18 protein-coding genes are annotated in these 14,140 nt (G+C 68.1%); 9 read left to right on the forward strand and 9 right to left on the reverse strand.

The features are described from left to right. The first annotated feature begins 115 nt into the window (after positions 1–115). Positions 116–1,462 (forward strand): aminomethyl-transferring glycine dehydrogenase subunit GcvPA, encoded by a 1,347-nt coding sequence (gcvPA, locus tag AC1DW4_RS02535; RefSeq protein WP_477015663.1) that lies wholly within the window; start codon positions 116–118, stop codon positions 1,460–1,462. Between the two features lie 2 nt (positions 1,463–1,464). Continuing rightward, on the forward strand, positions 1,465–3,048 hold the full coding sequence (gene gcvPB / locus AC1DW4_RS02540) for an aminomethyl-transferring glycine dehydrogenase subunit GcvPB (protein ID WP_477015664.1): 1,584 nt from the start codon (positions 1,465–1,467) through the stop codon (positions 3,046–3,048). A 1-nt stretch (position 3,049) separates the two neighbouring features. On the opposite strand, the gene AC1DW4_RS02545 is transcribed toward gcvPB, so the two are convergent. Then, positions 3,050–3,658 (reverse strand): TetR/AcrR family transcriptional regulator, encoded by a 609-nt coding sequence (locus AC1DW4_RS02545; protein ID WP_477015665.1) that lies wholly within the window; start codon positions 3,656–3,658, stop codon positions 3,050–3,052. 68 nt (positions 3,659–3,726) lie between these two features. Between AC1DW4_RS02545 and AC1DW4_RS02550 the strand changes: the two genes are divergently transcribed. Continuing rightward, a complete protein-coding gene (locus AC1DW4_RS02550) occupies positions 3,727–4,662 on the forward strand; it encodes an SDR family oxidoreductase (protein WP_477015666.1) in 936 nt (311 codons plus the stop codon). A gap of 28 nt (positions 4,663–4,690) precedes the next feature. Here the strand turns inward: AC1DW4_RS02550 and AC1DW4_RS02555 are convergent, their stop codons facing one another. From AC1DW4_RS02555 to AC1DW4_RS02580, 6 genes are all read right to left on the reverse strand, one after another. Then, a complete protein-coding gene (locus tag AC1DW4_RS02555) occupies positions 4,691–5,278 on the reverse strand; it encodes a hypothetical protein (RefSeq protein WP_477015667.1) in 588 nt (195 codons plus the stop codon). Positions 5,279–5,971: 693 nt separating this feature from the next. Then, entirely contained in the window at positions 5,972–6,487 is a 516-nt protein-coding gene (locus AC1DW4_RS02560; RefSeq protein WP_477015668.1) for a F0F1 ATP synthase subunit B, read from the reverse strand. A 1-nt stretch (position 6,488) separates the two neighbouring features. Then, positions 6,489–7,088, reverse strand: coding sequence for a F0F1 ATP synthase subunit B family protein (locus AC1DW4_RS02565; RefSeq protein WP_477015669.1), 600 nt, complete (start codon positions 7,086–7,088; stop codon positions 6,489–6,491). 77 nt (positions 7,089–7,165) lie between these two features. Further along, positions 7,166–7,390: a F0F1 ATP synthase subunit C gene (locus AC1DW4_RS02570; protein ID WP_477015670.1), complete on the reverse strand. Its 225-nt coding sequence runs from the start codon at positions 7,388–7,390 to the stop codon at positions 7,166–7,168. 57 nt (positions 7,391–7,447) lie between these two features. Next, positions 7,448–8,221, reverse strand: a complete 774-nt coding sequence (locus AC1DW4_RS02575) for a F0F1 ATP synthase subunit A (RefSeq protein WP_477015671.1) — start codon at positions 8,219–8,221, stop codon at positions 7,448–7,450. Between the two features lie 8 nt (positions 8,222–8,229). Then, positions 8,230–8,592 (reverse strand): AtpZ/AtpI family protein, encoded by a 363-nt coding sequence (locus AC1DW4_RS02580; RefSeq protein ID WP_477015672.1) that lies wholly within the window; start codon positions 8,590–8,592, stop codon positions 8,230–8,232. A gap of 224 nt (positions 8,593–8,816) precedes the next feature. On the opposite strand from AC1DW4_RS02580, the gene tgt reads away from it, so the two are divergent. Continuing rightward, entirely contained in the window at positions 8,817–9,929 is a 1,113-nt protein-coding gene (gene tgt / locus AC1DW4_RS02585) for a tRNA guanosine(34) transglycosylase Tgt (protein WP_477015673.1), read from the forward strand. Between the two features lie 71 nt (positions 9,930–10,000). On the opposite strand, the gene AC1DW4_RS02590 is transcribed toward tgt, so the two are convergent. After that, a complete protein-coding gene (locus AC1DW4_RS02590) occupies positions 10,001–10,174 on the reverse strand; it encodes a YdcH family protein (protein ID WP_013268741.1) in 174 nt (57 codons plus the stop codon). Between the two features lie 126 nt (positions 10,175–10,300). Between AC1DW4_RS02590 and AC1DW4_RS02595 the strand changes: the two genes are divergently transcribed. Genes AC1DW4_RS02595 through AC1DW4_RS02605 form a run of 3 tightly spaced genes read left to right on the forward strand, consistent with a single transcriptional unit; the run spans position 10,301 to position 11,649 of the window. Beyond that, on the forward strand, positions 10,301–10,921 hold the full coding sequence (locus AC1DW4_RS02595; RefSeq protein ID WP_477015674.1) for a UbiX family flavin prenyltransferase: 621 nt from the start codon (positions 10,301–10,303) through the stop codon (positions 10,919–10,921). Next, on the forward strand, positions 10,918–11,385 hold the full coding sequence (locus tag AC1DW4_RS02600; protein ID WP_477015675.1) for a TIGR02444 family protein: 468 nt from the start codon (positions 10,918–10,920) through the stop codon (positions 11,383–11,385). Before AC1DW4_RS02595 ends, AC1DW4_RS02600 begins: the two co-directional genes overlap by 4 nt. A gap of 39 nt (positions 11,386–11,424) precedes the next feature. Next, positions 11,425–11,649, forward strand: coding sequence for a YdcH family protein (locus AC1DW4_RS02605; protein ID WP_477015676.1), 225 nt, complete (start codon positions 11,425–11,427; stop codon positions 11,647–11,649). 168 nt (positions 11,650–11,817) lie between these two features. On the opposite strand, the gene AC1DW4_RS02610 is transcribed toward AC1DW4_RS02605, so the two are convergent. Next, entirely contained in the window at positions 11,818–12,393 is a 576-nt protein-coding gene (locus AC1DW4_RS02610; RefSeq protein WP_477015677.1) for a GGDEF domain-containing protein, read from the reverse strand. A gap of 126 nt (positions 12,394–12,519) precedes the next feature. Between AC1DW4_RS02610 and purE the strand changes: the two genes are divergently transcribed. Continuing rightward, the gene (gene purE / locus AC1DW4_RS02615; RefSeq protein ID WP_477015678.1) at positions 12,520–13,011 is read left to right on the forward strand and encodes a 5-(carboxyamino)imidazole ribonucleotide mutase; all 492 of its coding nucleotides are present in this window, start codon (positions 12,520–12,522) and stop codon (positions 13,009–13,011) included. Beyond that, positions 13,012–14,106 carry a 5-(carboxyamino)imidazole ribonucleotide synthase gene (locus AC1DW4_RS02620; protein ID WP_477015679.1) on the forward strand — a complete coding sequence of 365 codons (1,095 nt, stop codon included), beginning with the start codon at positions 13,012–13,014 and terminating at the stop codon, positions 14,104–14,106. Positions 14,107–14,140: the final 34 nt, after the last annotated feature.

Consider the following 14,140-nt stretch of genomic DNA (forward strand, 5'->3'; position numbering starts at 1 on the left):
GGGCTTGACCCGAGGGCCGGACCTTCAACCGCTCGTGCGACGGGATCGACGCACAGCCCGCACAACATCCGATCCTCGGATCAAGTCCGAGGATGACGGAGTGGAACGAAGATCGATGCGTTACCTGCCCCTGACCCCCGACGACCGCACGGCGATGCTCGCCGCCATCGGCGTGAACTCGATCGACGACCTGTTCGTGGACGTGCCGCAGGCGGCGCGGCGGGATGGATTCGTCGATCTGCCGCGCGTGATGGGCGAGCTGGAGGTCGAGCGGACGCTGAAGACCCTGGCGGGCAAGAACACGGCGGCGGGGGACGTGCCGTTCTTCTGCGGGGCCGGGGCCTATCGTCATCATGTGCCGGCGACGGTGGACCACATCATCCAGCGGTCCGAGTTCCTGACCAGCTACACACCCTACCAGCCCGAGATCGCTCAGGGGACGCTGCAGTATCTGTATGAATTCCAGACCCAGGTCGCGAACCTGACCGGAATGGATGTGGCCAACGCCTCGCTCTATGACGGCTCGACCGCGACGGCCGAGGGCGTCTTGATGGCGACGCGGGTGACGCGCCGGAACAAGGCGGTCTTCAGTGGCGGGGTGCATCCCCACTACGTCGCGGCGTCCGAGACGGTGGTGCACGCCGTGGGCGTCGAGACCGTCAGCCTGCCCGCCGCCATCGACGCCGAAGCCGCCGTGATCGAGGCGATCGACAAGGACACGGCCTGCGTCGTCGTCCAGACGCCCAACGTGTTCGGCACCGCCACCGACGTGACGAAGATCGCGGAGGCGGCCAAGGCGGCAGGAGCCCTGCTGATCGTCGTGGTGACCGAGGCCGTGTCGATGGGCCTGTTGAAGTCACCGGGCGAAATGGGGGCCGACATCGTCGCTGCCGAGGGCCAGTCGATCGGCAACGCCCTGAACTATGGCGGGCCTTACGTCGGGCTGTTCGCCTGCAAGCAGAGCCTGATCCGCCAGATGCCGGGGCGTCTGTGCGGCGAGACGGTGGACGCGGATGGGGAGCGGGGCTTCGTCCTGACCCTGTCGACGCGCGAGCAGCATATCCGCCGCGACAAGGCGACGTCGAACATCTGCACCAACTCCGGCCTGTGCTGCCTGGCCTTCAGCATCCACATGAGTTTGCTGGGCGAGACGGGATTGCGGAAAATGGCCCTGCTGAACCACGAGAAGGCGCTGGCGACGCGGGACGCCCTGGCCGCCGTGCCGGGGGTCGAGATCCTGACGCCGCGCTTCTTCAACGAGTTCGCCATCCGCCTGCCCAGACTGGCCGCCGAGGTGGTGGACGCCCTGGCCAACCACCGCATCCTGGCGGGCGTGCCGTTCAGCCGTCTGGCCCCCGGCGCGGGCATGGACGACGTCCTGCTGATCGCAGCCACCGAAACGACCCTGGATGCCGACATCCAGATCCTTGCCAAGTCGCTGACCAAAGTTCTGGAAGCCTGAAGATGAGCACGATGAACACCGTCGGCCGCCCGACTGCCCCGTCGCCGTCCTCGCCAGAGCATGACTACAAGCATCCGACCCTGACCGGGGGGCGGGGCCTGTTGCAGGACGAGGCGCTGATCTTCGAGACCGATGGCTGGCTGAAGACCGGCGTCGACCTGCCGGAGCCGGCGTCGGACGGCGGCGATCTGGGCAGCCTCGTCAGGCGCGATCCCATCGGCCTGCCGGGTCTCTCCGAGCCCGAGGCGATGCGCCATTATGTGCGGCTGAGCCAGAAGAACCATGCCATCGACCTGGCCCTGTATCCGCTGGGGTCGTGCACGATGAAGCACAATCCGCGCCTGAACGAGAAGATGGCCCGCTTGCCCGGGTTCTCGGACATCCACCCGCTGCAGCCGGTCTCGACCGTGCAGGGCGCGCTGGAGCTGATGGATACGCTGGCCCACTGGCTGAAGACCCTGACCGGCATGCCGGCGGTGGCGATGTCGCCCAAGGCGGGGGCGCACGGCGAGCTGTGCGGCCTGATGGCCATCCGTGCGGCGCATGAGGCATCGGGCCAGCATGCGCAGCGCCGCAAAGTTCTGGTGCCGACCTCGGCACACGGGACCAACCCGGCGACGGCGGCCTTCGTCGGATACACGGTGGTCGAGGTGGCTCAGACCGAGGATGGCCGCGTGGACGTGGCCGATCTGGGGTCCAAGCTCGGGCCGGACGTGGCCGCGATCATGGTGACCAATCCCAACACCTGCGGCCTGTTCGAGCGGGACATCGTCGAGATCGCGCGGCTGACGCACGAAGCCGGGGCCTATTTCTATTGCGACGGGGCCAACTTCAACGCCATCGTCGGGCGGGTGCGGCCGGGCGACCTGGGCGTCGACGCCATGCACATCAACCTGCACAAGACCTTCTCCACGCCGCACGGCGGCGGTGGTCCGGGCGCGGGTCCGGTGGTGCTGTCGGAAGCGCTCGCTCCGTTCGCACCAGCGCCGTGGGTCGTGAATGACGGCGAAGGCTTCAAGCTGATCGAGCGCGCCGAGGACGAGGCGGCGCAGGCGTTCGGCCGCATGTGTGCCTTCAACGGCCAGATGGGGATGTTCGTCCGGGCGCTGAGCTACATGATGAGCCACGGCTCCGACGGCTTGCGTCAGGTCGCCGAGGACGCGGTGCTGAACGCCAACTACATCAAGGCGCGGCTGTCGGACGTGATGAGCGCCGCCTTCCCCGACGGTCCCTGCATGCACGAGGCCCTGTTCGACGACGAGTGGTTGAAGGGCACCGACATCACCACGCTCGACTTCGCCAAGGCGATGATCGACGAGGGCTTCCACCCGATGACCATGTATTTCCCGCTGGTCGTCCACGGGGCCATGCTGATCGAGCCGACCGAGACGGAATCCAAGGCCGAGCTGGACCGGTTCATCAACGCCCTGCGTCTGCTGGCCCAGGCGGCCAAGGCGGGCGAGGTCGAGCGGTTCAAGGGCGCGCCCTTCCATGCGCCCCTGCGTCGCCTGGACGAGACCCGCGCGGCGCGGTCGCCCAAGCTGCGCTGGACGGCCCCCGAAGGCCACAACATGGCGGCCGAATAGGTCAGTCGGCGAGGGTGCGACGCAGGGCCAGGAACGCCGCCTTGCCGTGCACCTCGGGGCCACGGTCGTCGTCGCAGGCCAGCCAGGCCTCGGTCGCCATGCGCAGGACGCCGATCGCGGTGGTGGCGACGACGCGGGCCTGAAGGTCGCCCGGGGCCAGCCCCTTTCGCTCGGCCATGGCGCGGGCCAGACGGCCTTCGAGTGCCTCATACTTGGCATGGTCGCCCGCCCGCAGCGCGGGGGTGTCGTGGATCAGGCGGGCCAGGGCGCGGGGGCCGGGTCCCTGGAAGTCGGACGCCATGTCCGTCAGGGCGTTCTCGGCCATGGTCAGCAGGGGCTCGTCGGCCGGACGGCGGGCGATGGCCGCCTCGATCAGGTCGCCCAGACCCGCCTTCGTCGACAGGACGATGTCCTCCTTGGACGCGAAATAGTGGAACAGGCTGCGGCGCGACACGCCCGCCGCCGTCGCGATGTCGTCCAGTGTGGTCGCCTCGAACCCCTTCTTGCCGAACAGGTCCATGGCGGCGGCGTGGACGCGCGCGTGCGTGTCGGCACGCTTGCGTTCTCTCAGCCCTGAAATCTTGTCTTGCACGTCTTGCACGTCTTGCATATTTGCATCGAGTGCAGATATTGCAACCCGAACACTCTCCTCACCTCAGATCCCGCAGGATAGACCCGATGACGCACTGGACCACTGCGAACATTCCCGACCAGACCGGAAAACTGGCGCTGGTCACCGGCTCGACCGGCGGCACGGGGTTCGAGACCGCGCTGGAGCTGGCCCGCAAGGGTGGCGAGGTAATCATCGCGGCGCGCAACCCGGCCAAGGGCGAGGAGGCACTGCGCCGCATTCGCCGGGCCGTGGCGGGGGCCAGCGTGCGGTTCGAACCTCTGGATCTGGCCGACCAGGCTTCGGTCACCGCCTTTGCCGAGCGGATGGTGTGGGACGGTCGACCGATCCACATCCTGGTCAACAACGCGGGCGTCATGTCTCTGCCCAAACGCCAGGTCACGGTCGACGGTTACGAGACCCAGTTGGCCACCAACTATCTGGGCCATTTCGCCCTGACGGCGCGGCTGCTGCCCTTGCTGAAGGCAGGGCGGGCGCGGACGGTACAGCTGTCCTCCATCGCCCACCGTCGGGGCCAGATCCATTTCGACGACCTGCAGTTCGAGCACGGCTACAAGGGCTGGCCCGTCTATGCCCAGTCCAAGCTGGCCATGCTGATGTTCGGGCTGGAACTGGACCGACGCAGCGCGGCGAACGGCTGGGGTCTGACCAGCGTGGTGGCCCACCCCGGCTATGCCCGCACCGACCTGATCCGCAATGGCCCGGTGTCGGGCCAGCCCGTCGCCCAGGCGGTGATGGGCCTGATCTTCCGGCCCCTGATCGAACCCCTGTTCAGCCATTCGGCGGCGGCCGGGGCCCTGCCGATCCTGATGGCGGCGACGGAGCCGGGCGTTCGGGGCGGGGCCTATATCGGCGCCACGCGGCTGAACGAGCTGAAGGGGCCGCCCGGCCCGGCCAAGGCGGAGCCGCAGGCGCTCGATACCGCCGCGGCGGCGCGGCTGTGGGATGTGACGGAACAGATGCTGGGGGTGCGGTTCGGGTAGGGCAGGGGCCTGCGGGAGGCCGGTCGCTTCACGGCGGGCCGGTCTTGCGCGCCTGGGCGACCTGGCGGCGGCGGTCGGCGCGGGACAGGCTCGAAACAGGGTGGACTTCCTGTACTTCCTGCACTTTGCGGGCAGGGGCGGCGTGGGCGGTCCGGTCCGCGACAGCACCGACGACGCGGGCCGACTGGACGATCGTGCGGGCCGTGGCGTTGATCTCGTTGAGGGTGTCGATCGATCGGCGCGAGGCGGCATGGGCGACCCGTGCCTCCAGCCGCGCCCGGTCGGCGATCTGACGCAGAGCCATGTCGCGCAGACGGCCCCAGGCCAGGGCGCGGCTCAGCCGGCCGCGCCGCGCCTCCACGCTCATCCGGCGAAAGGCGAAGGCGGCCAGGGCCTCGTCGTCGATGTCGGGCAGGTCCCCATCCGCCGGGATGTCTTCCGGCTCCGGATCCTCCTGATCCGCCCGCCGCCAGCCCTCCGCCCGCGCGCGCTTATGGAACGCGGATTCCCCCAGGTCGAACCGGGCGCAGACCTCCTCGGCGGTGAGTCCGCCCAGATAGGCCTCACGGGCGGCGGTCCAGGTCTCGGGGGAGCGTTTGCGGTAGGGCTGGCTCATGGATGGGAGCCTGGCATGCGGGGACGTCAGAAACGGACGTAGGGCTGATCTGTGGAGGCTTGCACAAGATGCCTCAGCCGATTTGGCTGATGCGTCCATGAGTGACGCGCAGGTCCGCTTACGGCATGCAAGCCAATGTCCGCTTTCGACCCATTGCGGACATTCGATGATCGCCTCAGTCTGTGAATATGAGAAGGCAACCCCGTAACGCTGTGGTGATTGCATCTGGTGTGCTTCTGGCCGGGTGTGCCCCGCGCCTCACGGCTGACGTGACGTTGGGGGCATGCGATGAACTCGCGCTGCCGTCGGACAGCAATCGGGATGTGGACAGCGAGCTTTATCTCTTTGCCGATAGTTCGGAGGGGTCTGGAGGGGCCGAGATGATCGGGGACTCCGACGATTACCCGAGGCGATATCGTATCGCCGGCCCATCTGTTGGGCGCGTCTCAATCGACCGGGCTGACCGACGCATCGCGTTTGATTTTTCGCTACCCACGGGCAGGGCCATCATGCTCACCGACGAGGGGGACAACGTCCGCTGCGAAGTCACTGACGAACGTCCTGAAGCAGCCTTGGCGTGAGATAATCGGGTGTCCGCTAACCACCCATAGCGGACGTTCGCCATGTCCGCTTTCTGGCGACGGATCTCGTGGCTTGGTCGACTGGTGCGAAACCGGCACGACCCCTCGTAAGCTAGTTCAGGCGCGACCCGATCTGGCCGATGGCGGCGTCGAGGAGGGGGTCGGTCTTCTGGGCGGCGAGGCGGGCGGCGAGGATGGTTTCGGCGGCCCCTGCTGCGACATCGGCGGCGGCGGCTTTGACCTCGGCACTGGCCTGGGCTTCGGCGGCGGCGATGCGGCGTTCGGCCAGGGCCTGACGGCGGGCCAGGGTTTCCTCGAGGCGGACCTTGGCCTCGGCTTCCATGATGCGGGCGTCGGCCTCGGCGGCGGCGAGCATCTCGCGCGCCTGGACGTCGGCGGCGGCCTTTTCGGCGCGGATCTGGGCCAGCAGGGCCTCGGCCTCGGCGCGCAGGCGCTGGGCTTCGTCCAGCTCGGCCTGGATCTTGTTGGCCTTGGCGTCGAGCATGCCGCCGACCAGCTTGGGCACGCCGACGAAGATGCAGATGCCGATGAAGATCAGCAGGCCGATGGCGACCCACAGCTCGGGCTCGGACAGGTTGTAGAACTCACCGGTCAGAAAGGCGGGCATGTCAGGCGGCTCCCTTGACGGCGGCGGAGGCTTCGGCAGCGGTCGGGGCCACACCGGTCAGGCGTTCGACGATGGCGGAGGCGGTGTCGGCGGCGATGGCGGCGACGTTGGTCATGGCGGCGTCGCGGGTCTTGCCGATGGCGGTCTCGGCCTCGGCGATACGGGCGCTGACGACGGCCTCTTCCTCGGCCGCGCGGCGGTTGGCCTCGTCCGTGACGCGGGCCTTGGCGGCCATGGAGGCGGCGCGGGCGTCGGCGCGGGCCTTTTCGACCTCGGCCTTGGCGGCCTGGGCCTGGCCGGCGGCCTCGGCCTGGACCTGACGGGCGGTGGAGACGGCGGTGGCGATCGTGGTCTCGCGCTCGTCGAACACGCGGCGCATGCGCGGGGCGAAGACCTTAGCGATCAGCCAGTAGAGAATGGCGAACAGGAAGATCAGATAGACGATCTGACCGAACCAGTGCTGGAACTCGAACTGCGGCAGGCCACCGCCACCCTCATGCGCGGCCTCGGTCGAGGCGTGGGTCGTCTCGACCGTGCCGACCTGAGCCGAATCGGCTGCGTTCGGAGCGGCGGGAACGAGGTCTGGAGTGTGTGCGGCCATGGTCCGTCTGTTCTGAAAGTCAGTCGAAAAGGCGCGGCGGCCGGATCACCGGCGCCGCGCCTGATCGGATGCGGCGCTTAGGCCGAGTAGAGCAGGATGCCGAGCACGAAGGACAGGATGCCCAGGGCTTCGGCGAGGGCGGCGCCCACGAACAGGTTGCCGATCTGCGAGCCGGCGGCCGAGGGGTTGCGCAGGGCACCCGTCAGGAACGAGCCGAAGATGTTGCCGACGCCGATACCGGCGCCGATCATGCCGGTCATTGCGAGGCCTGCACCGATGAGCTTGGCGGCTTCTGCGTCCATAATCTTAAGTCCTAGTCTGAGGTTGGTTGGGTTGGAGAGAGACTGAGCGGAGGGGCTTTAGTGCCCGTGGCCCAGGTTGACCACATCGTTGAGGTAGATGCAGGTCAGAACGGCGAAGACGAAGGCCTGGAGGAAGGCCACCAGGAACTCCAGCGCGGTCAGGCCGACGGTCATGCCCATCGACAGCAGGGCGATCGGGATGCCCAGGAAGCCGACGGCCCCACCGACGCCCACGACGACGAAGCCGGCGAACACCTTCAGCGCGACGTGGCCGCCCATCATGTTGCCGAACAGACGAAGCGTCAGGGTGACGGGTCGCAGCAGGAACGACACGAACTCGATGATGATCACGAAGGGCAGCACCGGCCACGGCACGCCCGACGGGACGAACAGCTTGAAGAAGCCCAGGCCGTGCTTGGCGAACCCGATGATCAGGACCAGCAGGATGGTCAGCACGCCGAAGGTGGCGGTGACGGCGATCTGCGACGTGGCCGTGAACGTCAGGAACAGGCCGATGAAGTTCATGGCCAGGATGAAGGTGAAGACGGTGAAGACGAAGGGGAACAGCTTTTTCCCGTCATGGCCGATGATCGATTCGACGATGCCGTCGATCATGCCGAACAGGGTCTCGCCCGCCGCCTGGGTCCGGCTGGGGACCACCTTGGCACCGGCGGTGACCAGCTGAAGGAACAGGACGACCAGGCCAAAGGCGATGGTCATGGCCAGGTGCGAGTTGGTGAACGCGATCTGCTGCTCGCCGATGACGGGCAGGGTCACCGTGCCGAAGTCGACGAGCGGTACGATCTGGAACTGGTGAAGCGGATCAGCCATGGGCGCCTTTACTTGTCGTCGTCGTCGTCATCGAAGGGAACCGACTTCGGCTCCACTCCGCTTGCCTTCGCCTGGGCCATCAGGCGTTGCGCCGTCGACCAGGCCATCCAAACCGAGACAGCGAAGCCCAGAAGGACGCCGCCGATCAGACCCCACGGAGCGGTCGCGAAGAACCGGTCCACGATGAAGCCCAGAGCCAGGCCCACGAACACGCCACCGAACAGGTCGGCGATGATCCGCCACGCCTGACCGGCCGCCGCCTGCCCCGCGGCCTCATGCGAGACCGCCCTAGCGTTGCGCGCCTCCAGAGCGGATGCGCTTTCGGTAAGGCGTTTGATCGCCTCTTCGCGCGATTCCGGTGGCATGGACATGGACTTTGTTGGCTTCTGATCCCGCCCGGCCGCGCATGGATATGCGGGCCCCGACAGGGGTCTGAATTCGGCGCGGAACCTATAGGCGAGGGGGCGGAAGGTCAAGGCGGGCGGGGTCTAGCTTAAGTCATTGATTTTACGCCTGTGTTGGCGCTCCGGATCGCTCGTGCTTCCCACGCCACCGCCCCGGGCCTATAGGCACCGCCTTTCCAGGAGCCGCCCGCGTGCCTTTTCCCTTCATCCTGACCGCGACGGAAGGGCGCGCCCGGACCGGCGTGCTGACGACGGCACGCGGCGATATCCGGACCCCCGCCTTCATGCCCGTGGGCACGGCCGCGACGGTCAAGGCGATGAGCGTGGATCAGGTGAAGGCCACGGGGGCCGACATCATCCTGGGCAACACCTATCACCTGATGCTGCGCCCGGGACCGGAGCGGATGGAGCGTCTGGGCGGGCTGCATGCCTTCATGGGGTGGGACAAGCCGATCCTGACCGATTCGGGCGGGTTCCAGGTCATGTCGCTGGCGGGGATTTCCAAGGTGAAGGAGGAGGCGGTGACCTTCTCCAGCCACATCGACGGATCCAAGCACGTCCTGTCGCCCGAACGCTCGATCGAGATCCAGGCCGACCGGATCGGGGCCGACATCTCCATGCAGCTGGACGAATGCGTGGCCTGGCCGGCGGAGGAGCTGCGCGCTCGCGCCGCGATGGAGCTGTCCGCCCGCTGGGGCGCGCGGTCCAAGGCCGCTTTCGGCACGCGAGAGACGCAAGGGTTGTTCGGCATCCAGCAGGGATCTACGTTCGAAAACCTGCGGCGTGAGTCTTCGGACAGGCTCCGGGAGATCGGCTTCGACGGCTATGCCATCGGCGGGCTGGCGGTGGGGGAGGGGCACGCGGCGATGTGCGAGGTGCTGGACTATGCGCCCGATATGCTGCCCGCCGACCGGCCCCGCTATCTGATGGGTGTGGGCAAGCCCGTCGACCTGGTCGAGGCGGTATGGCGCGGGGTCGATATGTTTGACTGCGTCCTGCCGACGCGGGCGGGGCGTCACGGCCAGGCCTGGACCTGGGACGGGCCGATCAACCTGAAGAACGCGAAGTTCGCAGAGGACCGCACGCCGCTGGACCCGACGATCGACTGCCCGGCGTCGTCGGCCTATTCCAAGGCCTATCTGCACCATCTGATCCGGGCGGACGAGATCCTCGGCAAGACCCTGCTGAGCTGGCACAACATCGCCTTCTATCAGGCCCTGACGGCGGCGATGCGCGATGCGATCGCGCATGGACGGTTCGAGGCGTGGCGGCGGGATTTCCACGCGCGGCATGTGTCGAACTGAGGTCCGGCTCACCAACGAAAAACGGCCCCGGAGCGATCCGGGGCCGTTCGACCTTGGGGTGGAGACCGGGACTAGCCCGCCCTGGCCTCCAGGCTGGTGATTTCCTCCTTCAGGCGGAGCTTCCTTCGCTTGAGCTCCCTGACCTGCAACTCATCCACGGCGGGCCGACCGAACTCCCGCTGGATGGTCTCATCCAGCTGGCGGTGACGATTTCCCAGTTCGCGGATACGAGCTTCGATGGTCATGGCTTGCGCCTCCATGTCTAAGGGACCACACAGTGAGCGCCCGGATTTTCGATCTGTGAAATCACGGTTCGGTGACGTCAACGGACCGTTAAAATCCTCCGGGCACCGATCAGCCTGACCCCCAATTTGGACCATGATGTGAACGTCGCCGTGGACAGCCAGCCGAAACGATTGGTCGTCGGCATTTCGGGCGCATCGGGCGTGATCTATGGCGCGCGGGTGCTGGATGCGCTGAACGAACTGGGGGTCGAGAGCCATCTGGTCGTCACGCGCGCGGCTCTGCTGACCCTGTCGCAGGAGACCGACCTGACGCCCGACGAACTGACGGCCAAGGCCAGCGTGCTGCACAAGCTGAACGACGTGGGGGCGACCATCGCCTCGGGATCGTTCCGGACGCTGGGCATGATCGTGGCGCCCTGTTCAGTGCGGACGATGAGTGAGATCGCCACGGGCGTGACCTCCACCCTGCTGACGCGGGCGGCCGACGTGGTGCTGAAGGAACGGCGGCCGCTGGTCCTGATGGTGCGCGAGACGCCGTTCCACCTGGGCCACCTGCGGACCATGACGGCCCTGACCGAGATGGGGGCGATCATCGCCCCGCCGCTGCCGGCCTTCTATGCCCGGCCCGAGACCATCGCCGACATCGTGGACCAGTCGGTGGGGCGGGCGCTGGATCTGTTCGGGCTGGACTGGGGATCGGTGCGGCGCTGGGACGGGCTGAAGGGTCCGGCGGCCGATCAGGCATGAGCGATCTCTGGGATTGGGCGTTGAAAGCCTATCGGGCGGATGGCGTCGCTGAGGCGTGCCTAAGCCTGCAGGATGCCAACGGTCAGAACGTCCCGCTGTTGCTTTGGGCCGCCTGGGCCGCGATCACGGGTCGGGCGCTGGACGCGGATACGGTCGAGGCGGCCTGCGATGCGGCGCGGGCCTGGGACAGGGTCGCGGTCACCCCCCTGCGCGCTGTGCGACGAACGCTGAAGCTGCCTGTGCCCGATATCGACGATGCGGCCCGCGAGGCGCTGCGGGATCAGGTCAAGGCCGTGGAACTGGCCGCCGAGCGGCATCTGCTGGCCGGGCTGGAGGCGCTGGTTCCAACGGCGGACGGTGCGCCGCGACCCGCGATCGAGGGGCTGGTGGCGGTGGCCAGGGCATGGAGCCGGGTGGTGCCGCGTCCGGCGCTGATCGCCCTGGCCGAACGGCTTCCGGCGTGACCGGCGAAGCGTTATAAGCCGCCGCGCGCAGGATCACCGATGAACGACGACCAACCGTTTCTGACCGACGAAGAACTGGCGCTGCATGCCCAGGTCAAGCTGCTGCGGCTGGAGCACAGCGACCTGGACGCCTCGATCGAGGCCCTGTCGCACATGCCGATCCCCGACCAGCTGCTGATCGCCCGGCTGAAGCGCAAGAAGCTGCTGCTGCGCGACGAGATCGTGAAGATCGAGAGCCGGATCCTGCCGGATATCATTGCGTGATCATCCTTCTCCCCTTGCGGGAGAAGGTGGCCGAGCGAAGCGAGGTCGGATGAGGGGTGACACACTCGGTCTGGGCCGTGAGCCCCGTTCCAGCGACGTCGTCCGCGTCTTCGTACCCCTCATCCGCCCCTGCGGGGCACCTTCTCCCGCAAGGGGAGAAGGAAAGTCTTACCGGCCCCGCTTCCGGACCCACATCGCCGCGTCGGCTTCGGCCAGCCAGGTCTCGACGTCGGTCTGGCCGGTGAAGGCGCGGACGCCGAAGGAACCGCCGAGCGGGGCGGGCCGGTCTTCGTAGCGGAAGTCGGCCTGTTCCAGGGCGGCCTTCAGACCGGCGGCCTTCTCGCGACCCTCCTCGATGCCGGCGTTGAGCAGCAGCAGGCCGAACTCGTCGCCGCCCAGGCGGCCGACGGCGTCGGTGGCGCGCACGTTTTCGAGCAGAAGCTCGGCCACCCGGACCAGGGCGGCGTCGCCGGCGGCGTGGCCCAGGCTGTCGTTGACGCCCTTGAACCCGTCCAGGTCGAGATAAAGCAGGACGGCCGGCACCTTGTAGCGGGTGCAGTAGGCCATGGTCCGCTGCATGGCGGCCACGAAGCCGCGGCGGTTCAGGACGGGGGTCAGGACGTCGTGGTCGGCCGCGGCCTCGGCGGCCTCGGCGCGGGCGCGCAGGGCCTCGACCTCGGCGCGCAGGCGGGCGATCTCGGCCTGAGGGTCCAGTCCGCTGTCGATGTCGGCGGCGTCGGTCACGAGGGGCGTGGGCTCCGGGGGCGCGACTCAGACAGGCGAGGCACGACCCTAAGCTAACGCCGTCAGTTGCGGGCGCAACGTGCGTGCTGTAACCGGCCGCTTTCGGAGCCAGGGGCCTGATCGACCATGACGACGACGACCGCGCCGGTGGCGATCATCATGGGCAGCCGCTCGGACTGGCCGACGATGAAGCACGCGGCCGAGGCGCTGGACCGGCTGGGCGTGGCGTGGGACGCGCGGGTCGTGTCGGCGCACCGGACGCCCAAGCGGCTTTACGACTTCGCGACCGGGGCCAAGGCGGCGGGGGTCAAGGTCATCATCGCCGGTGCGGGCGGGGCGGCGCATCTGCCGGGCATGGCGGCGTCGATGACGCCTCTGCCGGTGCTGGGGGTGCCGGTGCAGTCCAAGGCGCTGAAGGGTCTCGATAGCCTGTTGTCCATCGTCCAGATGCCGGGGGGGGTGCCCGTGGCGACCCTGGCCATCGGCGAGGCGGGGGCGAAGAACGCGGGGATCCTGGCGGCGCAGATCCTGGCGTTGTCGGACGATGTGCTGGGCGGTCGGCTGGAGGCCTTTCTCGAAGCCCAGACCGAGGCCGTCCTCGAGACGGTCGAGGACTGATTGAGCGCCGTGTCCGACGTCTCTCCACTGGCTCCCGGATCGACCATCGGCATCCTGGGCGGCGGCCAGCTGGGCCGGATGCTGTCGCAGGCGGCGTCGCGGCTGGGGTTCGACGTGGTCATCCTGGACCCGGAGGAGAACAGTCCGGCAGGTCGGGTCTCGCGCGGCCAGATCGTCGCCGCCTATGACGATCCGACGGCGCTGAGCGTGTTCGGGCGGGTCTGCGACGTCGTCACCTTCGAGTTCGAGAACGTGCCCGCCACCTCGGTCGAGCGGCTGGCCGAGGCCGGGGCCCTGGTCGCGCCAGGCCCGACGGCGCTGGCGGTGGCCCAGGACCGGGTGGACGAAAAGACGTTTCTGAACGCGGTCGGGGCGACGACGGTCGACTTCGTCCCGGTCGATTCGCTGGACGATCTGGTGGCGGGCATCGAGGCGCTGGGCCTGCCCGCGCTATTGAAAACCCGACGCGAGGGCTACGACGGCAAGGGCCAGGTCTGGATCAAGTCGCGGAAGCAGGCCGAGACCGCGCTGGCCTCACTGGACGGACGGCCCGCGATTCTGGAGGCGAAGGCACCGTTCACCCGCGAGCTGTCGATCATCGCCGCGCGGGGCCGAGACGGGTCGGTGGCGGTCTATCCGCTGGGCGAGAACAGGCACGCGGGGGGTGTTCTGCGGACCACCCAGGCCCCCGCCGAGATCGACACCAGGACCGAGCGACGCGCCAAGGCCATCGCCGCCGCCGTGCTGGACGGGCTGGTCTACGTCGGCGTGATCGGCATCGAGCTGTTCGATCTGGGGGGCGGCAAGCTGCTGGTCAACGAGATCGCGCCCCGGGTTCACAACACCGGCCACTGGACGCAGGACGGCTGTGTCTGCGACCAGTTCGAACAGCATATCCGGGCCATCGCCGGCTGGCCGCTGGGGCCGACGGCGGCCCATGCCCGCGTGGAGATGACCAATCTGCTGGGTAACGAGGTCGATCAGTGGTCCAAGATCGTGGCCCGGCCGGATCAGCGGCTGCATCTGTACGGCAAGTCCGACGCACGACCCGGTCGCAAGATGGGCCACGTGAACCGGGTTCGGCCGCTGGGCTGAGGCCCCGCCATCTGGACCGCATCGAACGGCGAGT

The sequence above is a fragment of the Brevundimonas sp. P2_A6 genome (assembly GCF_056404975.1).

Excerpts from the sequence above, each read along its gene's own strand:
- gcvPA (WP_477015663.1), top strand. The coding sequence starts at position 116 with ATGCGTTACCTGCCCCTGACCCCCGACGACCGCACGGCGATGCTCGCC.
- gcvPB (WP_477015664.1), top strand. The coding sequence starts at position 1,465 with ATGAGCACGATGAACACCGTCGGCCGCCCGACTGCCCCGTCGCCGTCC.
- AC1DW4_RS02545 (WP_477015665.1), bottom strand. The coding sequence starts at position 3,658 with ATGCAAGACGTGCAAGACGTGCAAGACAAGATTTCAGGGCTGAGAGAA.
- AC1DW4_RS02550 (WP_477015666.1), top strand. The coding sequence starts at position 3,727 with ATGACGCACTGGACCACTGCGAACATTCCCGACCAGACCGGAAAACTG.
- AC1DW4_RS02555 (WP_477015667.1), bottom strand. The coding sequence starts at position 5,278 with ATGAGCCAGCCCTACCGCAAACGCTCCCCCGAGACCTGGACCGCCGCC.
- AC1DW4_RS02560 (WP_477015668.1), bottom strand. The coding sequence starts at position 6,487 with ATGCCCGCCTTTCTGACCGGTGAGTTCTACAACCTGTCCGAGCCCGAG.
- AC1DW4_RS02565 (WP_477015669.1), bottom strand. The coding sequence starts at position 7,088 with ATGGCCGCACACACTCCAGACCTCGTTCCCGCCGCTCCGAACGCAGCC.
- AC1DW4_RS02570 (WP_477015670.1), bottom strand. The coding sequence starts at position 7,390 with ATGGACGCAGAAGCCGCCAAGCTCATCGGTGCAGGCCTCGCAATGACC.
- AC1DW4_RS02575 (WP_477015671.1), bottom strand. The coding sequence starts at position 8,221 with ATGGCTGATCCGCTTCACCAGTTCCAGATCGTACCGCTCGTCGACTTC.
- AC1DW4_RS02580 (WP_477015672.1), bottom strand. The coding sequence starts at position 8,592 with ATGTCCATGCCACCGGAATCGCGCGAAGAGGCGATCAAACGCCTTACC.
- AC1DW4_RS02590 (WP_013268741.1), bottom strand. The coding sequence starts at position 10,174 with ATGACCATCGAAGCTCGTATCCGCGAACTGGGAAATCGTCACCGCCAG.
- AC1DW4_RS02600 (WP_477015675.1), top strand. The coding sequence starts at position 10,918 with ATGAGCGATCTCTGGGATTGGGCGTTGAAAGCCTATCGGGCGGATGGC.
- AC1DW4_RS02605 (WP_477015676.1), top strand. The coding sequence starts at position 11,425 with ATGAACGACGACCAACCGTTTCTGACCGACGAAGAACTGGCGCTGCAT.
- purE (WP_477015678.1), top strand. The coding sequence starts at position 12,520 with ATGACGACGACGACCGCGCCGGTGGCGATCATCATGGGCAGCCGCTCG.